At 60.7% G+C, this 20328-nt stretch carries 18 protein-coding genes; 12 read left to right on the forward strand and 6 right to left on the reverse strand.

Annotated elements, in window-relative coordinates:
- Window positions 1-41 precede the first annotated feature (41 nt).
- Together AC1RQ9_RS01850 and thpR are read right to left on the reverse strand one after the other, a co-directional pair.
- A complete protein-coding gene (locus AC1RQ9_RS01850) occupies window positions 42-2261 on the reverse strand; it encodes a PQQ-dependent dehydrogenase, methanol/ethanol family (protein WP_485985347.1) in 2220 nt (739 codons plus the stop codon).
- Window positions 2262-2728: 467 nt separating this feature from the next.
- Window positions 2729-3274: an RNA 2',3'-cyclic phosphodiesterase gene (gene thpR / locus AC1RQ9_RS01855; RefSeq protein ID WP_485985348.1), complete on the reverse strand. Its 546-nt coding sequence runs from the start codon at window positions 3272-3274 to the stop codon at window positions 2729-2731.
- Window positions 3275-3467: 193 nt separating this feature from the next.
- Between thpR and AC1RQ9_RS01860 the strand changes: the two genes are divergently transcribed.
- The 5 genes from AC1RQ9_RS01860 (at window position 3468) to cyoD (ending at window position 8757) form a co-directional block, all read left to right on the forward strand.
- Window positions 3468-4244, forward strand: a complete 777-nt coding sequence (locus AC1RQ9_RS01860) for a Bax inhibitor-1/YccA family protein (RefSeq protein ID WP_193733738.1) — start codon at window positions 3468-3470, stop codon at window positions 4242-4244.
- 652 nt (window positions 4245-4896) lie between these two features.
- A complete protein-coding gene (gene cyoA, locus AC1RQ9_RS01865) occupies window positions 4897-5823 on the forward strand; it encodes a ubiquinol oxidase subunit II (RefSeq protein WP_029329447.1) in 927 nt (308 codons plus the stop codon).
- Between the two features lie 5 nt (window positions 5824-5828).
- Window positions 5829-7823, forward strand: coding sequence for a cytochrome o ubiquinol oxidase subunit I (gene cyoB / locus AC1RQ9_RS01870; RefSeq protein WP_025437652.1), 1995 nt, complete (start codon window positions 5829-5831; stop codon window positions 7821-7823).
- Window positions 7823-8428, forward strand: coding sequence for a cytochrome o ubiquinol oxidase subunit III (gene cyoC / locus AC1RQ9_RS01875; RefSeq protein WP_010507645.1), 606 nt, complete (start codon window positions 7823-7825; stop codon window positions 8426-8428). The genes cyoB and cyoC overlap by 1 nt, the downstream gene beginning before the upstream one ends.
- Window positions 8428-8757 carry a cytochrome o ubiquinol oxidase subunit IV gene (cyoD, locus tag AC1RQ9_RS01880; protein WP_026018424.1) on the forward strand — a complete coding sequence of 110 codons (330 nt, stop codon included), beginning with the start codon at window positions 8428-8430 and terminating at the stop codon, window positions 8755-8757. The genes cyoC and cyoD overlap by 1 nt, the downstream gene beginning before the upstream one ends.
- 123 nt (window positions 8758-8880) lie before the next feature.
- On the opposite strand, the gene fdxA is transcribed toward cyoD, so the two are convergent.
- The 3 genes from fdxA to AC1RQ9_RS01895 all read right to left on the reverse strand — a co-directional run bounded on the left by fdxA (window position 8881) and on the right by AC1RQ9_RS01895 (window position 12314).
- Window positions 8881-9213 (reverse strand): ferredoxin FdxA, encoded by a 333-nt coding sequence (gene fdxA, locus AC1RQ9_RS01885; RefSeq protein WP_193733740.1) that lies wholly within the window; start codon window positions 9211-9213, stop codon window positions 8881-8883.
- A 189-nt stretch (window positions 9214-9402) separates the two neighbouring features.
- A complete protein-coding gene (locus tag AC1RQ9_RS01890) occupies window positions 9403-9696 on the reverse strand; it encodes an RNA-binding S4 domain-containing protein (RefSeq protein ID WP_193733741.1) in 294 nt (97 codons plus the stop codon).
- A gap of 5 nt (window positions 9697-9701) precedes the next feature.
- The gene (locus tag AC1RQ9_RS01895) at window positions 9702-12314 is read right to left on the reverse strand and encodes a helicase-related protein (protein WP_485985349.1); all 2613 of its coding nucleotides are present in this window, start codon (window positions 12312-12314) and stop codon (window positions 9702-9704) included.
- A 131-nt stretch (window positions 12315-12445) separates the two neighbouring features.
- Here AC1RQ9_RS01895 and AC1RQ9_RS01900 point away from each other — a divergent pair, with 131 nt between their 5' ends.
- The 3 genes from AC1RQ9_RS01900 (at window position 12446) to AC1RQ9_RS01910 (ending at window position 14971) form a co-directional block, all read left to right on the forward strand.
- Entirely contained in the window at window positions 12446-13885 is a 1440-nt protein-coding gene (locus tag AC1RQ9_RS01900; protein ID WP_485985350.1) for a leucyl aminopeptidase family protein, read from the forward strand.
- 160 nt (window positions 13886-14045) lie between these two features.
- Window positions 14046-14465 (forward strand): MarR family winged helix-turn-helix transcriptional regulator, encoded by a 420-nt coding sequence (locus AC1RQ9_RS01905; RefSeq protein ID WP_193733744.1) that lies wholly within the window; start codon window positions 14046-14048, stop codon window positions 14463-14465.
- Between the two features lie 20 nt (window positions 14466-14485).
- Window positions 14486-14971, forward strand: coding sequence for a hypothetical protein (locus AC1RQ9_RS01910; RefSeq protein WP_485985351.1), 486 nt, complete (start codon window positions 14486-14488; stop codon window positions 14969-14971).
- A 66-nt stretch (window positions 14972-15037) separates the two neighbouring features.
- Here AC1RQ9_RS01910 and AC1RQ9_RS01915 read toward each other — a convergent pair whose 3' ends face one another.
- A complete protein-coding gene (locus tag AC1RQ9_RS01915; protein WP_485985352.1) occupies window positions 15038-16072 on the reverse strand; it encodes a glycosyltransferase family 4 protein in 1035 nt (344 codons plus the stop codon).
- Window positions 16073-16145: 73 nt separating this feature from the next.
- On the opposite strand from AC1RQ9_RS01915, the gene AC1RQ9_RS01920 reads away from it, so the two are divergent.
- From AC1RQ9_RS01920 to AC1RQ9_RS01935, 4 genes are read left to right on the forward strand one after another with little or no spacing between them, the layout of a single operon-like run.
- Complete coding sequence (locus AC1RQ9_RS01920) at window positions 16146-18107, forward strand: polysaccharide biosynthesis protein (protein ID WP_485985353.1); 1962 nt, start codon at window positions 16146-16148, stop codon at window positions 18105-18107.
- The gene (locus tag AC1RQ9_RS01925; protein ID WP_485985354.1) at window positions 18104-19240 is read left to right on the forward strand and encodes a DegT/DnrJ/EryC1/StrS family aminotransferase; all 1137 of its coding nucleotides are present in this window, start codon (window positions 18104-18106) and stop codon (window positions 19238-19240) included. Before AC1RQ9_RS01920 ends, AC1RQ9_RS01925 begins: the two co-directional genes overlap by 4 nt.
- A gap of 15 nt (window positions 19241-19255) precedes the next feature.
- Window positions 19256-19744 carry a hypothetical protein gene (locus AC1RQ9_RS01930; protein ID WP_193733748.1) on the forward strand — a complete coding sequence of 163 codons (489 nt, stop codon included), beginning with the start codon at window positions 19256-19258 and terminating at the stop codon, window positions 19742-19744.
- On the forward strand, window positions 19741-20325 hold the full coding sequence (locus tag AC1RQ9_RS01935; RefSeq protein WP_485985355.1) for an HAD family hydrolase: 585 nt from the start codon (window positions 19741-19743) through the stop codon (window positions 20323-20325). The genes AC1RQ9_RS01930 and AC1RQ9_RS01935 overlap by 4 nt, the downstream gene beginning before the upstream one ends.
- Window positions 20326-20328 lie beyond the last annotated feature (3 nt).

The following is a 20328-nucleotide window of genomic DNA, read 5'->3' on the forward strand; positions in this document are numbered from 1 at the left end:
CATGCGTCGCGTTGATGCGAAAAATTGTCAAAACCGGGAGATTACGGCAGCTGCTCGGGGATACCGTCAGCGTTCTTCCGGGCATCAACTTCCCTCTGATAGGTCTCGTTCGCACGCTTGATCAGGAACTGGCGAATGTCCTCAATCTCGGTGGGGTTCATGTTACCGTCGAAGCGATCCATACCGTAGGCGGTAAGCGCGCCGCGGCCGACGACATTGTAGAACGCATCGTCGTGACGGATGGACCCGGACCAGCGCAGGTCAGGCAGTACACCACCACCTTCTGCGTTATCGCCATGACAGGCGGCGCAATAGGTCTGGAACTGGAAGTAACCGTTGTCGGTACGCTTGCTGTCGAACTGTGCCGGCGGCTTGACGGGCAGGAAGCCCTGGTCATTCTGTTTGGGCAGCGGGCCGGACTTGCCATCGAGCGAGAAGGCAATGATGCGCGAGTGGTTGACGGTCCAGCCGCTGGTACGGGCCAGGCCACCAAGGAAGAACGGATAGATGCCGCCCCAGCCCACTTCAACCGCAACATACTGCTTGCCATTGGCAAGGTAGGTCACAGGCGGTGCGATGATGCCGCTGTCTGCCGCGAAGTGGAACAGGTCGGAACCGTTCGTCGCGTCATAGGCATGGAATTCGCCTGTTGCCAGACCCTGGAACAGCAGGTCGCCGCCGGTTGCCAGGATACCGCCGTTCCACGGCCCCTTGTGCTCCACACGCCATGCTTCAGCCTGCTTCTGGGGATCCCAGGCCAGGATGTAGCCCTTCAGGTCCTTCACGAAGGCCTGCTTGGCTTCCGGGGAGTCGGGAATACCGACCTTGTTCATGTCCAGACCAAGGTTCCAGCTGTCGGGATGCGGCGTGAAGCCACCGACCTGGTTGGTGTACAGGAACGGAACCTGCTGTGCCGGAATATAGACCAGCCCGGTCTTGGGGCTGAACGCCATGGCCGCGAAGTTATGGCCGCCAAGGTCACCCGGAATGCCGTACCAGTCCTTGCCCGTAAGAGTGTAGAGCGCATCGGGGTTGTAGATCGGACGACCGGTCTTGGGATCAAGGCCGCTGGCCCAGTTCACATAGACGTAGTTCTTGCCCGAGATGAACTCACCGGTCTTCGCATCGATGATATAGAAGAAGCCGTTCTTCGGAGCATGAACGATGACGTGGCGGGTTTCACCATTGATCGGCAGGTCAAGCGTCATGATCTGCTGGACCGAGGTGAAGTCCCACTGGTCCATCGGCGTTTCCTGGAAATGCCAGACGTACTCGCCGGTTTCCGGCTTCAGTGCGACGATGCTGCCCAGGAACAGGTTGTCGCCCTTGCCTTCGGAACGGTACTTGTAGTTCCACGGCGAACCGTTGCCGACACCCAGATAGACCAGGTCGGCCACGGGGTCATACACGATGGAATCCCATACCGTGCCGCCGCCACCCTGACGGGTCCAGGCGCCGGTCGGGCTCCAGGTCTGATAGGCCTTGTTCATCAGCACGCTGTCGGATGCAGCGTGGTCCGGTTCGTTCTTGGGGTTCGGAACCGTGAAGAAGCGCCAGTCGACCTTGCCGGTTTCCGCATCGAACGCCGTGACGAAGCCACGGGCGCCGAACTCGGAACCACCGTTACCGATGATCACGCGGCCCTTGGCGATACGGGGTGCGCCGTCAACCGTATAGGAACGCTGCTTGCCCAGTTCCGCTTCGGGCGGAATGGTGTTGACGCTCCAGACCAGCTTGCCGGTCTTGGCGTCCAGCGCGATCAGGCGGCCGTCGAACGTGCCGAAATAGACCTTGCCATTCCAGTATGCCGCGCCACGGTTGACCGTGTCACAGCAGCCCTTGTCGGCAATGTTGCCGGGCACGCGCGGGTCATAGGACCACAGCAGCTTGCCGGTTGCGGCGTCGACGGCTTTCATCATGCTCCAGTTGGTGGTGGCGTACATGACGCCATCAACAACCAGGGGCGTGCCTTCCTGACCACGGTTGGTATCAAGGTCCAGATACCAGGCCAGCTTCAGGTTACCGACATTGGAACGGTTGATCTGATCCAGCGGGCTGTAGCGCTGTTCAGAATAGGTGCGGCCATAGGTCATCCAGTTGCCGGGGTGATCATCGGCATGGATGATCGCTTCCCCCGTGGCGCCCTGCCCGTCATCTGCGGATGCCATGGTGGCATACCCGGAGATGAGAGCCGCACATATCGTTCCGGCTGTAAGCGTTCTGCTCAGAGAACGTCTTTTTCCGAAAACGGCAGAAATCATATGTGATGTCCTCAGAAAACTAACGGTTTCGAATTCAGGATGCCGCCGCTGCAACTTTCTGCCTGGAGCCGCTTTCTGAATGTATCCGGCAAAAAAGCACGCCAGCGCTTCTTTTCCGGCCAGACAGGAAACCGGCTTCAGGCAGCAAAGACAAAGCAGGTGGTCCGTTTCATCCGAACATACTGAGGCTAGCACGTCCGTCTTCTGACATTTTAGTGTTCAGCCTCACTAAAACGTGAACATACTGTCTCAGAAGCAATGAAACGGATAGTTCGGAATCCTTCAGATTTTCCTAAAATCTGTTGATATTTCAGGAAGAATGACAAGGTGTGTCTGTTGGTCGCGTGCAGGTGGTTCACAATTATTGATAAGAAAAATATTTTTATTATTCACAAATGTAATAGATGCCGGGCCATGCAGGACTCCTGTTTTCAGCCATGTCGGGCGTCCGGAACAGAGAATCAGAACTATAACGGATAATGTTCCAGCGGTTCATAAAACGGCCCATCGGCATGGCGTATGGACTGGAACAGGGTGAAATGCCCGATCGTCTGTGCTTCCGTCGGGGGAACGGTGGTCGCAAGCCAGCGCTGCCGACGGTCCTGGTCTGGGCGCTGCATCTGGCCGACAGTGACATGCGGGGTAAAATGGCGGCTGTTCCGCTCGGCCCCGGTCGGGATCGCGCGGTTCAGGCTCTTGCGCACCTTCTCACGCAGCGCGGTCAGGGCATCGTCGGGCGTGCAGCCAATCCACAATGTGTCCGGCCCATTCGGCCGGGCAGAGGTGAACAGTCCCGTACCACCCAGTCGCAGGACAGGCGGCGTGGCGTGGATGGCGGACAGGGCGTGATGGATTTCCTCGTGCAGGTGGGGATGGGTAACCTCCCCGATGAAATGCAGCGTGAGGTGGTAGGATTCCGGCGGTCGCCACGTAACATCCGGTAGGCCGCCACGTAATTCGCCTATCGCATGAAGCGACGGAAGCGGGAGTTCAAGACCAACAAAAAGACGCATGACGAATACCTGTGGACAAGGGAAAAAGGCATATGCCGTGATGAGCGGTGTACAGTATATATAAGGTGATGTACCCGCGGCATGTTTGCCGTATTGTAATGTATTGGACACGCTCCCGATCTTGAACGTGTTCTAACATAGTCCCACATGCTGGAAGAGGCACGTCAGTCAAGACGTGGAGGAAGGAAACACAATGGCTTTTGGCCCTGATTCGCGGAGTTTCATCCGCCCCGCCGCTGATAGTGCCGCAGGTTCCGTTGATATGGGCCTGCGTGCCTATATGCTGCGGGTCTATAACTGGATGGCATCCGGACTGGTCCTGACCGGACTGGTTGCCTATCTGATCGCAAATACCAGCCTGCAGGCCCTGTTCTACCAGCATGTGCCCACCCCGATGGGCATGGCGCTGAAACCAACGGCGCTGTCCATGCTGGCCATGATTGCCCCGCTGGGTTTTGTGCTGGTCATGTCGTTCGGCGTGAACCGGCTGTCCACGCAGGCGGTGCAGACCCTGTTCTGGCTGTTCTGTGGCGTGATGGGTGCCAGCATGTCCAACATCTTCCTGGTGTTTACCGGGGTGTCGGTGACGCGGGTGTTCTTCATTACCGCCGCGACATTCTGCACCATGTCGATCTGGGGTTACACGACTCGTACCGATCTCAGTCGCTTCGGCTCTTTCCTGATGATGGGGCTGTTCGGTCTGATCATTGCAGGCGTGGTGAACATGTTCCTGCACAGCCCGGGTCTGTATTTTGTCTACAGCGCCGTGGGTGTGCTGCTGTTTGTTGGCCTGACCATGTTCGATACGCAGCAGATCAAGGCGAATTACCAGCAGTTCGCCTATTACGAGGGGCCGGAGCAGGCGGCGAAGCGGTCGGTCTATGACGCGCTGAACCTTTACCTGAACTTCATCAACCTGTTCCAGTTCCTGCTGCAGTTCATGGGCGTGCGTAACAACAGCAACGACTGAGGGTACAGGAGTCCTGTAGAAACTGTACCATTTCAGTCTGGTATGAGAATATGGAAGGGTCGTCACGCAAGTGACGGCCCTTTTTGCATGGAAAGGGTTGCCAGCCATGCGCACGGCTAAAAAAGATAAGACTTATTCATATATAGAAAATATAAGATGACATGAGTGTGAGGTTCATGACACTCGGACAACCCTTTGTAAAAGAATGATTTTCTTAGATAAATTTTTAGCAATGAAATCTATTGAAATATTATGTGAAGGCTTGCCTCTGAGGCCATTCAGGTCGGATAACCCTTGAATAGAAAAACTATATGAAAGGGTATGCGGCACAGAACATGCGCTTCAGCACACAGGACGGCGTCGCGATTTATGGTCCGATCTGCCCTGACAGTAATAATTACGTAAGGTCTGGCGGGCCGTATTGATCAAGATCATGGTCAGCCGGTCGGCAACTAACTCATGACGGATGCAAACCGAAAAAGGCCGTGTGTCGATTTCGGAAGTCGACGTAGGCGCGATGTCGCTGGGTGCCAGGGGAAAGTCGGATGCATTTTCCCTGCCAAGCGTATAACGTGGCCGTTGTTGTCTAAGCCCGTGGATGAAGCGAGGATGTGAGCAAAACAGGGTGATGTCGAAACCAACGAGGCGTGAGATGAAGAAAAAAATCTTGCCAAGATTAACGAAGCTGATGAGCCTATCTTCGGCAGCGCTGCTAGCAGGCTGTTCATGGGATACGCTCGACCCCAAAGGCGTGATCGGTGCTCAGGAAAAAAGCCTGATCCTGACCTCGACCTACGCGATGCTGCTGGTAGTGATACCGGTATGTATCCTGACGCTGCTGTTCGCATGGCAGTACCGTCAGTCCAACACTGCGGCGGAATACCTGCCGAAATGGTCGCATTCCAACAAGATCGAGGTGATCATCTGGGCCGTTCCCAGCCTGATCATCCTGTTCCTGGCGGTGCTGACCTATCAGACATGTCATTCGCTTGACCCGTACAAGCCGCTTGAGGCTGAAGCCAACGTCAAGCCTATTCATGTCGATGTTGTGGCACTGGACTGGAAGTGGCTCTTTATCTATCCGGATGAAGGGATCGCGACCGTCAACCAGATGGCCATGCCGGTGAACACGCCGGTTGATTTCCGGATCACCTCTGACTCCGTGATGAACTCCTTCTTCATCCCGCAGCTCGGTACGATGATCTACGCCATGGCCGGGATGCAGACACAGCTGCACCTGATCGCGAACGAAGCTGGTGATTTCCAGGGTGAATCTTCCAACTTCAGCGGCCGTGGCTTCTCCGACATGCGTTTCCGTGCGCTGGCAATGCCTGCGGACCAGTACAGCGCGTGGGTCGAGAAGGTTAAGGCTTCTTCCGAGCAGCTGGACAGCGCAAGCTATCCGAAGCTGGCCGCGCCGAGCGAGGCCAACCCGGTTGAATACTTCTCGCATGTCGATGCGGGTCTCTTTGATGACATCGTTGCCAAGTACAACAACGGCATGGTCATGGATAAGAGCACCGGCAAGATGCTGCATGTGCAGCAGTCCGCGATGTCCGACATGAACATGAAGGAATAGGACAGATGTTAGGCAAATTAACTTTGTCGGCCATTCCTTATGATGTGCCGATCCTTGTTGGGACGTTCATCGGTGCGGCCATTGCTGGCCTGGCCGTTGTGGGTCTCATCACCTATTACGGTAAATGGGGCTACCTGTGGCGTGAATGGCTGACTTCGGTCGACCACAAGCGCATTGGTGTCATGTATATCGTTGTCGCACTCGTGGCGCTGTTCCGTGGTTTCGCGGACGCGATCATGATGCGTTCCCAGCTTGCGCTGGCTTATGCCGGTAACCCCGGCTACCTGCCGCCGCACCATTATGACCAGATCTTCTCCGCACACGGCACGATCATGATCTTCTTCATGGCCATGGCGTTCATGCAGGGTCTGATGAACATCGTGGTGCCGCTGCAGATCGGTGCGCGTGACGTGGCCTTCCCGTTCGTGAACACGCTGAGCTTCTGGATGACGACCATCAGCTTCCTGCTGGTCAACGTCTCGCTGTTCATCGGTGAGTTCTCGCAGTGCGGCTGGCTGGCTTACCCGCCCCTGTCCGAACAGCAGTTCAGCCCCGGTGTCGGTGTCGACTACTACATCTGGGCGGTGCAGCTGTCCGGTGTCGGCACGCTGCTGACGGGTGTGAACTTCTTCGCGACCATCGTGAAGATGCGTGCGCCGGGCATGACCTACATGCGTATGCCGGTGTTCACCTGGACCATCTTCTGCACGACCGTGCTGATCATGGTTGCCTTCCCGATCCTGACCGTGGCCATGGGCCTTCTTGGTCTGGACCGTTACCTGGGCATGCACTTCTTCACCAATGACGGCGGCGGCAACCAGATGCTCTATCTGAGCGTGATCTGGGGCTGGGGCCATCCGGAAGTGTACATCCTTGTCCTGCCTGCCTTCGGTGCCTTCTCCGAAATCACGCAGACCTTCTCCCGCAAGCCGCTGTTCGGCTACAAGACCATGGTCTATGCGACCGCTTCCATCATGGTCCTGTCGCTGGTGGTTTGGGTTCACCACTTCTTCACCATGGGTGCCGGCCCGAACGTCAACGCGTTCTTCGGTATCATGACGATGGTCATCGCGGTTCCGACCGGGGTGAAAATCTTCAACTGGCTGTTCACGATGTACAAGGGGCGTATCGAATTCCACGCGACCATGTACTGGGTGATCGGCTTCATGATCACCTTCTCCATCGGTGGTATGACCGGTGTCATGCTGGCAATCCCGGCGTCTGACTTCGTTCTCCACAACAGCCTGTTCGTTATTGCCCACTTCCATAACGTGATTATCGGTGGTGTGTATTTCGGTTACGTCGCTGCCATGAACTTCTGGTTCCCGAAGGCTTTCGGCTTCAAGCTGAACGAAGCCTGGGGCAAGCGCGCGTTCTGGTGCTGGTTCGTTGGTTTCTATGTTGCGTTCATGCCGCTTTATGTCCTCGGTTTCGAAGGCATGACCCGTCGTATGAACCACTATGACAACCCCGAATGGCATCCCTGGCTGCTGATTGCTGAAGCGGGTGCGGTTCTGATCGCGCTTGGTATCGTGTGCCAGCTGACCCAGCTGTATGTCTCGATCCGTGATCGTAACCTGGCTGAAAACCGTGACCTGACGGGCGATCCCTGGAACGCACGTACGCTGGAATGGTCCACGTCTTCGCCGCCGCCGTTCTACAACTTCGCCATCCTGCCGGAAGTCCACGAACTGGACGCCTTTGCCCATGACAAGGAAGCCGGTATCGACACGCGTCAGGCCGGTGGCAACTATCAGCCGATCCATATGCCGAAAAACACGGCATGCGGTTTCCTGATCGGTGCCTTCAGCTTCGTGCTTGGCTTCGGTGCGATCTGGTACATCTGGTGGCTGGCGGCTGTTGGTCTGATCGGTGTCATTGCTACGGTGATCGCCCGTTCGTCCGACAACGACGTCGATTACTATGTGCCGGTGTCCGAGGTGGTTCGCATTGAGCAGGAGCACACCCATAACCTTATGGCAGCACAGGCAGCGGAATAATGGCGCAAAACATGACTGCTGATGCAGCCCATGCCCATGATGAACACCACGAATCTCCCGTGGTGTTCGGGTTCTGGCTGTATCTGATGACGGACTGCATCATCTTCGGTACACTGTTTGCAGTGTTCGCGGTGTTGCGTGACCAGTTTGCCGGCGGTCCGACCGGCCACGAAGTGTTCGAACTTTCGGGTGTTGGCATTGAAACGGCAATCCTGCTGTTCAGCTCCATCACCTACGGTTTCGGCATGATTGCCGCCCATGAGAACAAGGTCAGCACCATGCGGACCTGGCTCGGGGTGACCTTCCTGCTGGGGCTGGGCTTCCTGTTCATGGAAATCCGTGAGTTCTCTCACATGATTGCCGAAGGCAATGGCCCGGATCGCAGTGCGTTCCTGTCCGCCTTCTTCACGCTGGTTGGCACGCATGGTCTGCATGTCACCTGCGGCCTGCTGTGGATGGCTGTCTTGCTGTTCCAGACGGCTGGCAAGACCGAGCTGAACGAACGCATGATCGGCAAGCTGACCTGCCTCAGCCTGTTCTGGCACTTTCTGGATATCGTCTGGATCTGTGTCTTCACCTTTGTCTATCTGATGAGTGTGATCTGATGGCAGACCATATTTCTTCCTCGGGAGAGAGCCACGGGAGTGTAGGGTCTTACCTTACCGGGTTCGTACTTGCCGTTATCCTGACGGTTGCATCCTTCGGTCTGGTGATGTCGCATGCGATGTCACCGGCCGGCACCGGCGGGGCGATTGCCCTGCTGGCGGTGGTGCAGATTGTTGTTCACCTCATTTACTTCCTGCACATGAACGGTTCGTCCGAACAGCGCTGGAACGTCATGGCATTTGTCTTCACGGTGCTTTCGGTCCTGGTCCTTGTGGCCGGCACGATGTTCATCATGCATGACACGGCCATCAACATGATGTCGCGCTAAGCGGTGTCATGTCAGGGTGCGGGGGCAGGGAACTGCCCCCGGGCCAGACGGCATAAAAAAAGACCGGCACGAGCAATCGTGCCGGTCTTTTTTTATGGTGCAACCCGATGGGAAAGGCGGCGATCAGCCTTTCTGGGGTTCGGGGGAAAGCATCTCTTTCTTGTTGGGCTTGTCTTTCCATTCCTCGGCATCGGCCGGGGCGTCGATCTTGCGTGTGATGTTGGGCCACACGGCGGCATATTTGGCGTTCAGTTCGGCCCAGGGGGTCGCACGGTCATCGCTATCGGGGAAGATGGCCTCAGCCGGGCATTCCGGTTCGCACACACCGCAGTCGATGCATTCGTCCGGGTTGATTACCAGAAAGTTTTCACCGGCGTAGAAGCAGTCAACCGGACAGACTTCGACACAATCTGTGAATTTGCAGCGAATGCAGTTTTCGGTGACCACATAGGTCATCGCCTATCTCCGATCATTATTTGTTCGGCCTGCGGCAATAGGCCCGGCCATTAAAAGGGATGAGGTACCGCATGGGGCATGACCTCATCAGGAATGGCGGAAGATATGAGAGTGTTTTCGGGCCGTGGCAAGCCCAAGACGACGGCTAATGCATAATCATGGTCTGTATTGGCCTGTTGGCCACAATATTCAGACAGTTTCCGGAACAATTTCATACAGAAGTTGTGCAAGTGGGGCGGATTGCCGCCGCCCGGCACAGGCCACAACACGTATGACGATCACGGTCTGCCGGTCCGGGGATGGCAGGGTCAGGATATCGCCCACATGCACCTGCGCATGCGCCTTGGTCACGCGCTGGCGGTTGATGCGGACATGGCCGCCTGATGCGATCTTTGCACAGATACTGCGGGTGCGACCGAAACGGGCATGAAGCAGCCACAGGTCCAGCCGCTGGGTCATGATGGGATCAGGGGTCTGTGTCATGGCGGTCAGGAGCGATTGAACAGGGTGGCGAGAGCGGCGAAGGGGCTGTCGGCCCGTCGCGGACGCTGGGCTGCCGCCGGTCGCCTGCCATTGCGGGCTGATGCGGTCCCCACGGTTTTTTCCCGGCCGCCATTTTCGTGCTCGGACAGGAATCGGATCATGACCGGGGCGGATGGCCCGTAGCGGTTGGCCGCCATGGGGCGTGGATGGTACACACGCATGTTCAGCCCTTTCATCACCGCAGGCAGCATTTCGCGTCGTATCCCCAGACGGGACGCCAGGTGGGGCGGTAGCGGTATGGGGGCCCGCCGTGTCATGCGCGCCAGTTCGATGACAAATTTTTCCGCGATATCCAGCCTGATCCGCACTGGTCCCGCATCCAGCCATCCCATCCGGTCCATGAAGGCGGGCGGTAGTGCATCTGGCGGCAGGGTAACGCGCCCCATGGCGGGCAGGGGTGGGCAGGGCATATTCAGGCTGATCGCCACCAGCCAGGCCCGTAGCTGCATGGGGCGTTCCTTCAGGATCGCCGGCATGAACAGGCTGTAGTGTCCCACCCGTACCCCCAGCCGTCTCAGCCGATGGATCATGTCGTGTCCGGGACGTTCGCCGCGATGGAGCGGGGCAACCCCGGCACCTTCCATAAGGCGATGGATGATGCCGCGCAGATCCGGCGTGCTGGCCACCGCGGCCTGAACGGCAAACAGCGGCGCAAGATGCTCACGCACGACCTGTCCCAGCCATGTCTGCAGGCGGTTGCGGATTCGTTCGCGCTGGGCATTGTCCAGCAACGGGTTATCCAGCACCTGCGGGCGCGGCGACAGCAGGTCACTGCCCGGCAGCATCCGCGCAATGGGCATGTCCTGCCACAGGATATGCGCCCCATCGGTGGAAAAGGCGAACTGCTGGTCATTATCCTGCACCAGGGCCGCGACACGGCGCGGGATTTCGCTGCGGACCGCCCGCCGTGCCGCGCGCATGAGCAGGCGCCCGTCCTCCGCATCGGTATGTTCGCCCGCGATCAGGTCCAGCCCGGCAATGCGGCCGACCTCATGGCCTTCGACCACGACATTGCCCTGTGCCGTCACGGCGGAAAGCAGGTTGTCGTGCCCGCCTTCATCCAGTCGGCGGATCAGGGTGGTGGCGCGACGGTCCACAAAGCGCGCGGTCAGCTGTTCATGCAGGACATCGGACAGCCTGTCCTCCGCTTCCCGCGTGCGGGCCTGCCAGTGTTCGGCATTGGCGACCCAGCCGGGACGGGCGGCGATATAGCTGCACACGCGAATGCCCGCCAGACGCTGCATGAGCGAGTCTATGGTACCCGCCGTCTGGAAAAAATGGGTGATCTGGCTGTCCATCCATGCCGACGGGATGCGGCCATCGTGGATCAGGTGGGTAAAGATCCGTCCGCACAGGCGGATATGGCTGTCGTCGCCCAGCTTGCGGAAATCGGGTATCTGGCAGCTTTCCCACAACAGGCGCGTCGCGGCGCGGGAATGGACCAGCGGACGGATATCGCTGTTTCCCGACAGCGCGGACAGGGCGAGTACGTCGCTTGCTTCATGCCCTGCAATCAGTTCGACGCGGGGGGAAGGGCGGTTGAGGCTGGACAGCAGCCGGTCGGGGGAGGAGAAATCAAGGTCGCTGTTGCGCCATGCCAGCCGGGTCAGCGGGTCGAAACGGTGTTCCTCCACCGCTTCGGCCAGTTCCTCGGACAGGGGGGGACAGGTCCCGGTGGTGCCGAACGTGCCATCACGCAGCCCGCGTCCGGCGCGGCCCGCCACCTGCGCGATTTCCCCCGCTGTCAGGGGACGGATGCGCGTGCCATCGAATTTGGACAGGCTGGCAAAGGCCACATGGTTGACATCCATGTTCAGCCCCATGCCGATCGCGTCGGTTGCGACGAGGTAGTCAACCTCCTTTTCCTGATACAGCGCCACCTGCGCATTGCGGGTGCGGGGTGAAAGCTGTCCCATGACAATGGCGCATCCCCCCCGCCTGCGGCGCAGCAGTTCGGCAATGGCGTAAACCTCGCCCGCGGAAAAGGCGACAATGGCCGAACGCGGCGGCAGGCGCGTCAGCTTGCACGCCCCCGCATGCGTCAGTTGCGACAGGCGGGGGCGGTGTTCGATCTCGATACCGGGCACAAGGCGGCGGATCAGGTTGCGTATGGTGTCCGCGCCCAGAAACATCGTTTCCGACAGGCCGCGCGCATGCAGCAGCCGGTCGGTAAAGATGTGGCCACGATCGGGATCGGCACAAAGCTGGATTTCATCCACCGCCACGAATTCCACGCGCCGGTCCAGCGGCATGGCCTCCACCGTGCATGAAAACCAGCGTGCCTTGGGCGGGATGATCTTTTCCTCGCCGGTGATCAGGGCGACGGCATGCGCACCCTTCTGCGCCACCATGCGGTCGTAGTTTTCGCGCGCCAGCAGCCGCAGGGGAAAGCCAATGATGCCGCTGGAATGTGAAAGCAGCCTTTCTATGGCCAGATGGGTCTTTCCGGTATTCGTCGGGCCGAGCACCGCCCGGACCAGCATATCGGAATGGGGGCCGGAACCATGTCCTGCCGCTGCGCGATGGGGGCTGCCAGTGCCCGTGGGTACACCCGTCATGAATGCATGCTCCGGCCAAGTGGCGGCAAATGCAAGTAAAACCACATGTCGGCGGCGCTGGGGTGTTGCGTTGCCCGGACAGGGGACGCACCCTGCTGCAAACAGGAATATATGCAGGGAAGGGACATGCGATGAACGCGTTGGAAACGCAGGACTGTCTGGTCGCGGCGGCCGATGTGCGGGACGGGGCCGTGGGCATGGTGCATGCCATCCGCCCCTCGGCACTGGGGGAGATGGACGCAGTGGTGGGTGAAGTGGCGGCCCGCTTTGCCCGTCAGGCCGGTTTTGCCGCCCGGTATGGTCAGGTACAGCTGCTGCCCGGTGTGGATGGCACGGTCACGACGGCCCTGCTGGGCATTGCGGAGCAGACGGATGGCACCGACCCGTTCGTGTTCGGGGCGTTGCCCGACTCGCTGCCTGCCGGATCATGGCGGGTCAGTGTCCCGGCGGATGTGCAGGCAGGCGATATCGCACTGGGTTTCTGTCTTGGCGCCTATCGCATGCCCGCTTTTGGCCGCGACATGGCGCCCGCCGCCCCGCCTGCGCGGCTGGTGGTGGAAGGGGCGGGGCAGGCGGCGGCCAGCATGGCGCGCTGCATCAATCTTGCCCGTTCGCTGATCAATACGCCGCCCAACCTCATGGGACCGGATGATCTGGCCAAGGCGGCCGAGATGGCGCTGGCCCCGCTGGGGGCGGATGTATCGGTTATTCGCGGGGCGCGGCTGGCGCAGGAATTCCCGACCGTACTGCATGTTGGCGCGGGATCGGACCGCGCGCCCTGCGTGGTTGAGGCCCGCTGGCAGGGCAGCACCGCCACCGAGACGGCACCACTGCTGTCGCTGGTGGGCAAGGGCGTGTGTTTCGATACGGGTGGGTATGACCTCAAGCCGCCTTCCTCCATGCTGCGGATGAAAAAGGACATGGGGGGCGCAGCCATCATGCTGGCCCTTGCACGTCTGGTCATGCTGCGTGACCTGCCTGTCCGGCTGGAACTGCGTCTGGGCTGCGTGGAAAACAGCGTATCGGGCCATGCCATGCGGCCATCTGATGTGGTGAAGACCCGCGCGGGGCTGACGGTCGAAATCGGCAATACCGATGCCGAAGGCAGGCTGGTCCTGTGTGACCTGCTGCACGCGGCCTGCGAACGTCAGCCCGACCTGCTGGTGGATGCCGCGACCCTGACCGGGGCGGCCCGCGTGGCGCTGGGGCCGGATGTGCCGGCCCTGTTCACCAATCATGACGCGACGGGGGCTGTGCTGGTGGCGTCCGGCCTGGCCTGTGGGGACCCGCTGTGGCAGTTGCCGCTGTGGCCGGGGTACCGGAAATGGCTGCGCAGTCCGGTGGCAGATATGAACAATATTTCATCCAAACCCATGGGCGGAGCGATCACAGCGGCACTTTTTCTAGAAAATTTTGTCAAAACTGATGTGCGCTGGGTTCATATCGATACCTACGGATGGAATGATTCGTCACGGCCCGGACGGCCAGAAGGCGGAGAAAGTCTTGGTTTAAGAGCGATTTATGAAGGAATGTTAAAAATATTTAATATCGAGGACAGAATGCATCACTAAAGAAACAATGCCGGATGCGAACTAATTTGGTTGTTGCGACTTATATATGCCGTAAATGCCAATTATATAGGCACAACCAAGACGCACCATTCCAGTCCACCCGATTCCGCATCCATGCGTGCCGGTGTGCAGGCTGATTTCTGACAGGGGATTTTCACCGATGAGCAAGTCATCAGACGCTAATACGGACCAGATGATCAATTCGCTGCGCGACACCATTGTCGCGATGGTCCGCCGTGACGGGCCCGACCTGTCGGCACGCCAGCTGGCGGTTTTCCTGACCTGCTACCTGCGTGGCGACGGCTCGCACACCGTGCGTGGCCTTGCAGCCGAACTGAACGTGTCCAAGCCCGCCATCACCCGCGCGCTGGACCGGCTGAAGGCACTGGATCTGGCCCGCCGCGCGCCGGACCCGATGGACCGCCGTTCCGTGCTGATCAAGCACACGATCAAGGGCAAGGCCTACCTGCGCGACCTGTGCAGCATCGTGAATGAAGCGGCAACGCAGGATAAGGCGGCGGCACCCGTGCGCAAGACCACGCGTACCCGCCGGACCGAGGAACAGCGCCGCGCTGGCTGAGTTACATGAGGGTTCACTTCATGCTGAAACGGACGGAAGGTTTCAATTCCATGCGTATCTCACGACGTCTGGTTGCCCTTGCCATGGTCATGGCGCCGCTTGCGGCTGCGCCGACACTGGCCCGGGCCGCGGAATCATCGCTTGGCACGCTGTCGGGGCATGTCACGATGAAGTTCAAGTCCCTTGATATCGGGGTCGGCCACACGTGGGGCACAGGCAAGCTGGTGTTCCAGAACCACACTTACCGATTCAAGATCGAGGGCGGTTCGCTGGCGGCCGTGGGCTATGCCAACATCAGTGGCCAGGGTGAGGTCTATAACCTGACGAAGGTCAAGGATTTTGAAGGCAGCTATGCCGCCGTCAACGGGGATGTCACGGCCGGGACCGGCGTGGGCGCCGTGCTGCTCAACAATCCCGCCGGCGTCCGTATCCGCCTTGATACGTCCAGTTCCGGTGGCCGTCTGGCCGCCGCGGCACAGGGCATGAAGATTACCCTGCGCAAATAAGATCCGCTGTCAGGACAAAAGAAACAGGGGGGAATGGCCAGCAGGCTGTTCCCCCCTGTTTTTTTGCTACCACGACAGGCCGGGCGTACGCCCCACCCGGCATATGACGGCGGCAATCCAGACAAGCTGGATCATGCTGACAGCCAGCACGACCGGGCCGGGGCGGACCCATCCCATGCCCACGACAACCGCCCCCATGCCGCCGCACACGGTGCCCGCCCATGTCACGACCGTAATATCGGCGGCCTGCATGCCGCTGCGATGGGCCATCTGGTAGAAATGTTCCCGGTGCGCGCGCATGACGGGACGGCGGCAGCATAGCCGCCGCAGTAGGGTTGCAATGACATCCAGCAGCAGCCCCGACAGCATGAGTGGCATGAGCCATGCCCCATGGGCCAGTTGTGGCATGCCCGCCATGCGCAGGCCCAGCGCCCCCAGCACCAGCCCGCAGCACTGGCTGCCCACATCCCCCATGAACAGCCGCGCATGGGGAAAGTTGAAGGGCAGGAATCCGGCACAGGCTGCGGCCAGGATCAGGGCGCTGCCCCATGTTTCCACCCCGCCGCCCGCCAGCATGAACAGCCCCGCCGCGATCACGCCCGCGATCAGCGTGCACCCGCTGGCCAGTCCATTCAGCCCGTCCATGAAATTGATGCAGTTGCATAGGGCCACCAGCCACACGACCCGCAGCCCAAGCCCGCCCGGCGTCAGCGCATGGACCGTCCCGCCAGCCATGTCGCCCCACGCCACCAGCGTGGCGGCTGCAATCTGCGCCCCCAGTTTCCATAAGGGCGGCATGGGCTGCATGTCATCGCGCCATGAAAACAGTCCCAGTCCCACCGTGGCAAGCAGCAGCGTCACATCCGTCATGTCCGCATGGCGGTGGCAGATCATCTGGCCCAGCGGCACGCCCACCACGAATACGATCAGGATCGCAAGCCCGCCCCCCTTTGGCACCGGCCTGTCATGGGCGCTGCGTCCGGTCGGGTAATCCAGCACGCGCATCGCGATCACCCGCCGCGACAGCACGGCGGACATCAGGCCCGCCACCAGTAAGAACAGCCCGAAAAAGACGTTTTCGGCATGAAATGAATGGAACATGGTCATGAAAGCTGGAAGGGGCGCATGATCTCTCCTTCTTGCCCTGCTTCTGCTCGGCTATAGGGGGAGGGTGATGGTTACGCAATCCTCAAGCGGCGGCGGCCTGGCGGAGTGTCTGCGCAGGATACGGACACTGGCCGTAAACAGCACCCTTGATACGTTCATGGGCGGGCTTGCCGCAATCGTGGCGACGGGATTGTGCGCCTGTCGTGACACTGTATGGCCATGGTGGGGCCTGCCTGTGCTGGGCATGGCCGCCATCGGGGTCGCGGGCTGGCCGTTCCGGGTGTTCCAGCAGCACTGGCGTTTTGCGGGCCGGTCCGATTACTGGCGGCTGGCGGGCGCGTGCGTGCTGGCAGGCATGGTGGCCACGGGCATGCTTGGCCTGTCGGGTGGGCCGCGCGCGGCGGCGTTTGGCGCGGCGTATGCCATGGCGGCCTTTGTTATCATGGCGGGGGCACGCGCGGGCTACCAGTGCTGGCGGTCCTGTCGGGATGGCCGGGACAGGGGCGACCGGCGTGTGATCCTGCTGGGGGATGGGGAGGACGCCAGCCGGTTCCTCAGCCTCATGCCGGATATGGGCGGTCTGGTCGTGGGCATGGTGGTCGAAGGCCGTCAGCGCCGCCCCGGCCGCAGGCTGCGTGGCGTGCCGGTGCTGGGGCAGGTGGCGGACCTGCCTTGTATCCTGTCGGCATTCAGGGCGGAAGATGAACTGCTGCTGGTGGTGGCCGATCCCCGCTTTCGGGGCGAACGTCTGTCTGCTGTCCTGCGGATGGCACAGGAAACCGGCACGCAGGTGCGCTGCATGCCCGATCTGTCCGGTATCGCCGGGGGCGGCATGGCACCGCTGCATCCGGTCAGGCTGTCGGACCTGCTCAACCGTCCGGCTGTTGCACCGGACGGGCAGGGCATTGCCGGTATGCTGCGCGGGCGGCGCGTGCTGATTACGGGGGCTGGCGGGTCAATCGGCAGCGAACTGGCCCGACAGATCGCAGGTTACGCCCCAGATCAGCTGATTTTGGTGGATATTGGCGAATTCCCGTTATGGCAGGTGGATATAGACCTGGCGGAAAAGGCCCCTGACATTACGCGCCACCTTGTCCTGGCCGATATACGCGATGCGGGACGGATGGAGCGTGTATTCGCCCGTTTCCGCCCCGAACTGGTGTTCCATGCCGCGGCGCTGAAGCATGTACCCATGGTGGAGGAAAACCCGTGCGAGGGATTGCTGACCAACGTGACCGGCACCCGCATCGTGGCCGATACCGCCGCCCGGCATGGGGTCAGGGCCATGGTCCTGATTTCGACGGACAAGGCGGTCAACCCCGCCAGTGTGATGGGGGTATCCAAGCGCATTGCGGAAATGTACTGCCAGGCGCTGGATATGGAAGCACGCAACCGCGACGACGGGCACGCCATGCAGTGCGTGACCGTGCGGTTTGGCAATGTCATGGGATCGACGGGTTCGGTCATTCCCCTGTTCCGCCACCAGCTGGAATGTGGTGGCCCGCTTACGGTAACAGACCCGCGCATGACGCGGTATTTCATGACCGTGTCCGAAGCGGTCGGCCTTGTGCTGCAGGCCAGCGCCCGCGGTACGGGGGGGCGGGCGGATGGCATGGCGGTACTGCTGCGTGGTGGCGGGGTGTTCGTGCTGGACATGGGCACGCCGGTGCGCATTGTCGATCTGGCGCGCCAGATGATCGTGCTGGCCGGTCTGCGGCCCGACCGGGACGTGCAGATCCGCTTTACCGGGCTGAGGCCGGGGGAAAAGCTGACCGAGGACCTGTTTTACAAGCAGGAAATCCTGCAACCCACCGACTGTCCCGGCCTGCAGATGGCAACGCCGCGTACGGTGGACCTTGCGCAGGTCGCCAATATCATGGATGCACTTACATTGGCATGCCGGGATGGTGATGGCGCGCGCGCGTTGGACCTTGTCCGCAGGCTTGTCCCCGAATTTGCCCATAACCCGCATGGTGTGGCCACTCCGGACACAGCGGGGCAGATCGATGTGGAAAGGAATGCATCATGAACGCTCCGGCGGAAGCTCCCATAGGTTTTCTGAACCTGCCCCAGCAGCAGAGCCTGATTGCCAACGAAATCAGGCAGCGTGTCGATGCGGTCATGAAACACTGCCGCTTTGTCATGGGGCCGGAAGTCACCGAACTGGAAGGCCGGCTGGCCAGCTATAGCGGGGCGGCGCAGTGTGTTGGTGTCTCATCGGGCACGGATGCCATCCAGATCGTCCTGATGGCCGAGGGAATCGGTGCCGGTGATGCCGTGTTCCTGCCCGCCTTCACCTATACCGCCACGGCGGAGGTGCCGCTGGTGCTGGGCGCGACCCCGGTTTTCGTGGATGTGGATCCTGCCACCTTCCAGATCGATCCCGCCAGCCTGCGCAAGCGCATTGCCGATGTCCGCAAGGCCGGAAAGCTGCGCCCGCGCGCGGTGATCGGCGTGGACCTGTTTGGCCAGCCCGCCCCATGGCCCGAACTGCGCGCGATCGCGGCGGAGGAGAAGCTGTTCCTCATGGCCGACTGCGCGCAGGCATTCGGTGCGACGCTGTCGGGCCGCAGGCTGGGGCGGGAGGCGGTGGCAACCACCCTGTCCTTCTTCCCTTCCAAGCCGCTGGGTGCGTATGGCGATGCAGGCGGCATCCTGACCGATGATCCCGAACGGGCCGAACTGTACCGTTCGCTGCGCACGCATGGCGAAGGCAAGACCCGGTACGAGGTCCTGCGCACCGGCATGAATGCGCGGCTGGACACCATTCAGGCCGCGATCCTGCTGGCCAAGCTGGATGTGTTTGACATGGAACTTGAACGCAGGCGCGCCATTGCCGATGCGTATGACGCGGGTATTACGGGCCGCGTGACCCCGCCCGCGCGCGTGGCAGGCAGCCATGGTTCATGGGCAATCTATTCCGTGCTGACGAAAGGGGCGGAAGACCGCGCCGCCCTGCAGCACAGGCTGAAAAGCCATGGCGTGGCGTCGGCCATCTATTACCCGCTTCCGCTGCACCAGCAGCCTGCCTATGTCGCCGCCCATGATGGCGTGGCGCTGCCGGTGTCGGAAGACCTGTCGCGCCGGATCATGGCGCTGCCGCTGCATGCGGAACTGTCGGATCATGACGTGGGCCGCGTCGTTGCGGCCGTGCGTGCATAAGGAGATCATACGCAAATGAGACGCGAGACAGCCCTGCTGATCGGGTTCCTGGTTATCACGATCGGTACGGCGGCGGGGCTGTGGCTTATCGCCCTGCCCAATTTCCGGCCCCTCAGCTTTCCCACCATGGAAACGGGCACCATTGCCGTGGGGCCGATGCGCAGGGAGCGCACGCTGACGGCGGCACAGGTCCATACGCTCAATGACTGGCTGCAGGCCCATACCGCAGGCTGGGGCCCGCTGGGGCAGACCCCGCCATCCAGCGGGGATGCGGTGCTGGAAATGCAGGTCGAGCACAAGGGCCAGCAGCCAGCCGGTGATCCGGCAGTCCCCTACCGCATCACGCTGTGGACCGGCATCAGCGCCGCTGACTGGAACAACACCGTGTTTGTCGAGGAACGGCCCGGTGCGGTCATCCGCTTCCACCATTTCAAGGACAAGGACTTCAACGCCCTGCGTGACCTGGTCAACCAGTACGATTATCCCCGGTCTGCCTTTCCATGAGCCCGGTGCGTGCGGATACGGCAGGTCTGATCTTTGATTGTGACGGCACGTTGGTCGACAGCCTGCCGTTATACCGCGAAGGCTGGATCGCGGCCCTTGAGGACGCCATAGAACAGAACGTGCCGCCCGAATGGTTCCACGGCCATGGCGGCATGTCCGAACACATGGTGCTGGATATTGTCGAGGCCAGACTGGGCCGCAGCGTGAACCGCGACGGCATCATTTTACAAGCGCGCGACAGCATGCTGCGCAGGCTGCATGTGCTGCGTGAAATTACCGTGGTGGCGGACATTGCCCGCCAGTACCATGGCCGCCTGCCCATGGCGGTGGCATCCAACGGGTCACGGCAGATCGTGTCCGCCTGCCTGCGCCACCTTGGGCTGGAACGGCTTTTTGATGCCATCATCACCATAGATGACGTGGAAAACCCCAAGCCCGCGCCGGACATGTTCCTGCTGGCGGCGGGCCGGCTGGCGCTGCCGCCTGCATCATGTCTGGTATTCGAGGATAGCCGCGAGGGCATGCTGGCCGCCACCCGCGCGGGCATGGCGCATGTGGATGTGAATACGCTGCTGCCCTGAAGA

This window comes from Komagataeibacter ossonobensis, assembly GCF_057359305.1.

What these genes read in the sequence shown, in the direction of transcription:
- AC1RQ9_RS01850 (WP_485985347.1), bottom strand. Translation starts at nt 2,261, where the DNA reads ATGATTTCTGCCGTTTTCGGAAAAAGACGTTCTCTGAGCAGAACGCTT.
- thpR (WP_485985348.1), bottom strand. Translation starts at nt 3,274, where the DNA reads ATGCGTCTTTTTGTTGGTCTTGAACTCCCGCTTCCGTCGCTTCATGCG.
- AC1RQ9_RS01860 (WP_193733738.1), top strand. Translation starts at nt 3,468, where the DNA reads ATGGCTTTTGGCCCTGATTCGCGGAGTTTCATCCGCCCCGCCGCTGAT.
- cyoA (WP_029329447.1), top strand. Translation starts at nt 4,897, where the DNA reads ATGAAGAAAAAAATCTTGCCAAGATTAACGAAGCTGATGAGCCTATCT.
- cyoB (WP_025437652.1), top strand. Translation starts at nt 5,829, where the DNA reads ATGTTAGGCAAATTAACTTTGTCGGCCATTCCTTATGATGTGCCGATC.
- cyoC (WP_010507645.1), top strand. Translation starts at nt 7,823, where the DNA reads ATGGCGCAAAACATGACTGCTGATGCAGCCCATGCCCATGATGAACAC.
- cyoD (WP_026018424.1), top strand. Translation starts at nt 8,428, where the DNA reads ATGGCAGACCATATTTCTTCCTCGGGAGAGAGCCACGGGAGTGTAGGG.
- fdxA (WP_193733740.1), bottom strand. Translation starts at nt 9,213, where the DNA reads ATGACCTATGTGGTCACCGAAAACTGCATTCGCTGCAAATTCACAGAT.
- AC1RQ9_RS01890 (WP_193733741.1), bottom strand. Translation starts at nt 9,696, where the DNA reads ATGACACAGACCCCTGATCCCATCATGACCCAGCGGCTGGACCTGTGG.
- AC1RQ9_RS01895 (WP_485985349.1), bottom strand. Translation starts at nt 12,314, where the DNA reads ATGACGGGTGTACCCACGGGCACTGGCAGCCCCCATCGCGCAGCGGCA.
- AC1RQ9_RS01900 (WP_485985350.1), top strand. Translation starts at nt 12,446, where the DNA reads ATGAACGCGTTGGAAACGCAGGACTGTCTGGTCGCGGCGGCCGATGTG.
- AC1RQ9_RS01905 (WP_193733744.1), top strand. Translation starts at nt 14,046, where the DNA reads ATGAGCAAGTCATCAGACGCTAATACGGACCAGATGATCAATTCGCTG.
- AC1RQ9_RS01910 (WP_485985351.1), top strand. Translation starts at nt 14,486, where the DNA reads ATGCTGAAACGGACGGAAGGTTTCAATTCCATGCGTATCTCACGACGT.
- AC1RQ9_RS01915 (WP_485985352.1), bottom strand. Translation starts at nt 16,072, where the DNA reads ATGTTCCATTCATTTCATGCCGAAAACGTCTTTTTCGGGCTGTTCTTA.
- AC1RQ9_RS01920 (WP_485985353.1), top strand. Translation starts at nt 16,146, where the DNA reads ATGGTTACGCAATCCTCAAGCGGCGGCGGCCTGGCGGAGTGTCTGCGC.
- AC1RQ9_RS01925 (WP_485985354.1), top strand. Translation starts at nt 18,104, where the DNA reads ATGAACGCTCCGGCGGAAGCTCCCATAGGTTTTCTGAACCTGCCCCAG.
- AC1RQ9_RS01930 (WP_193733748.1), top strand. Translation starts at nt 19,256, where the DNA reads ATGAGACGCGAGACAGCCCTGCTGATCGGGTTCCTGGTTATCACGATC.
- AC1RQ9_RS01935 (WP_485985355.1), top strand. Translation starts at nt 19,741, where the DNA reads ATGAGCCCGGTGCGTGCGGATACGGCAGGTCTGATCTTTGATTGTGAC.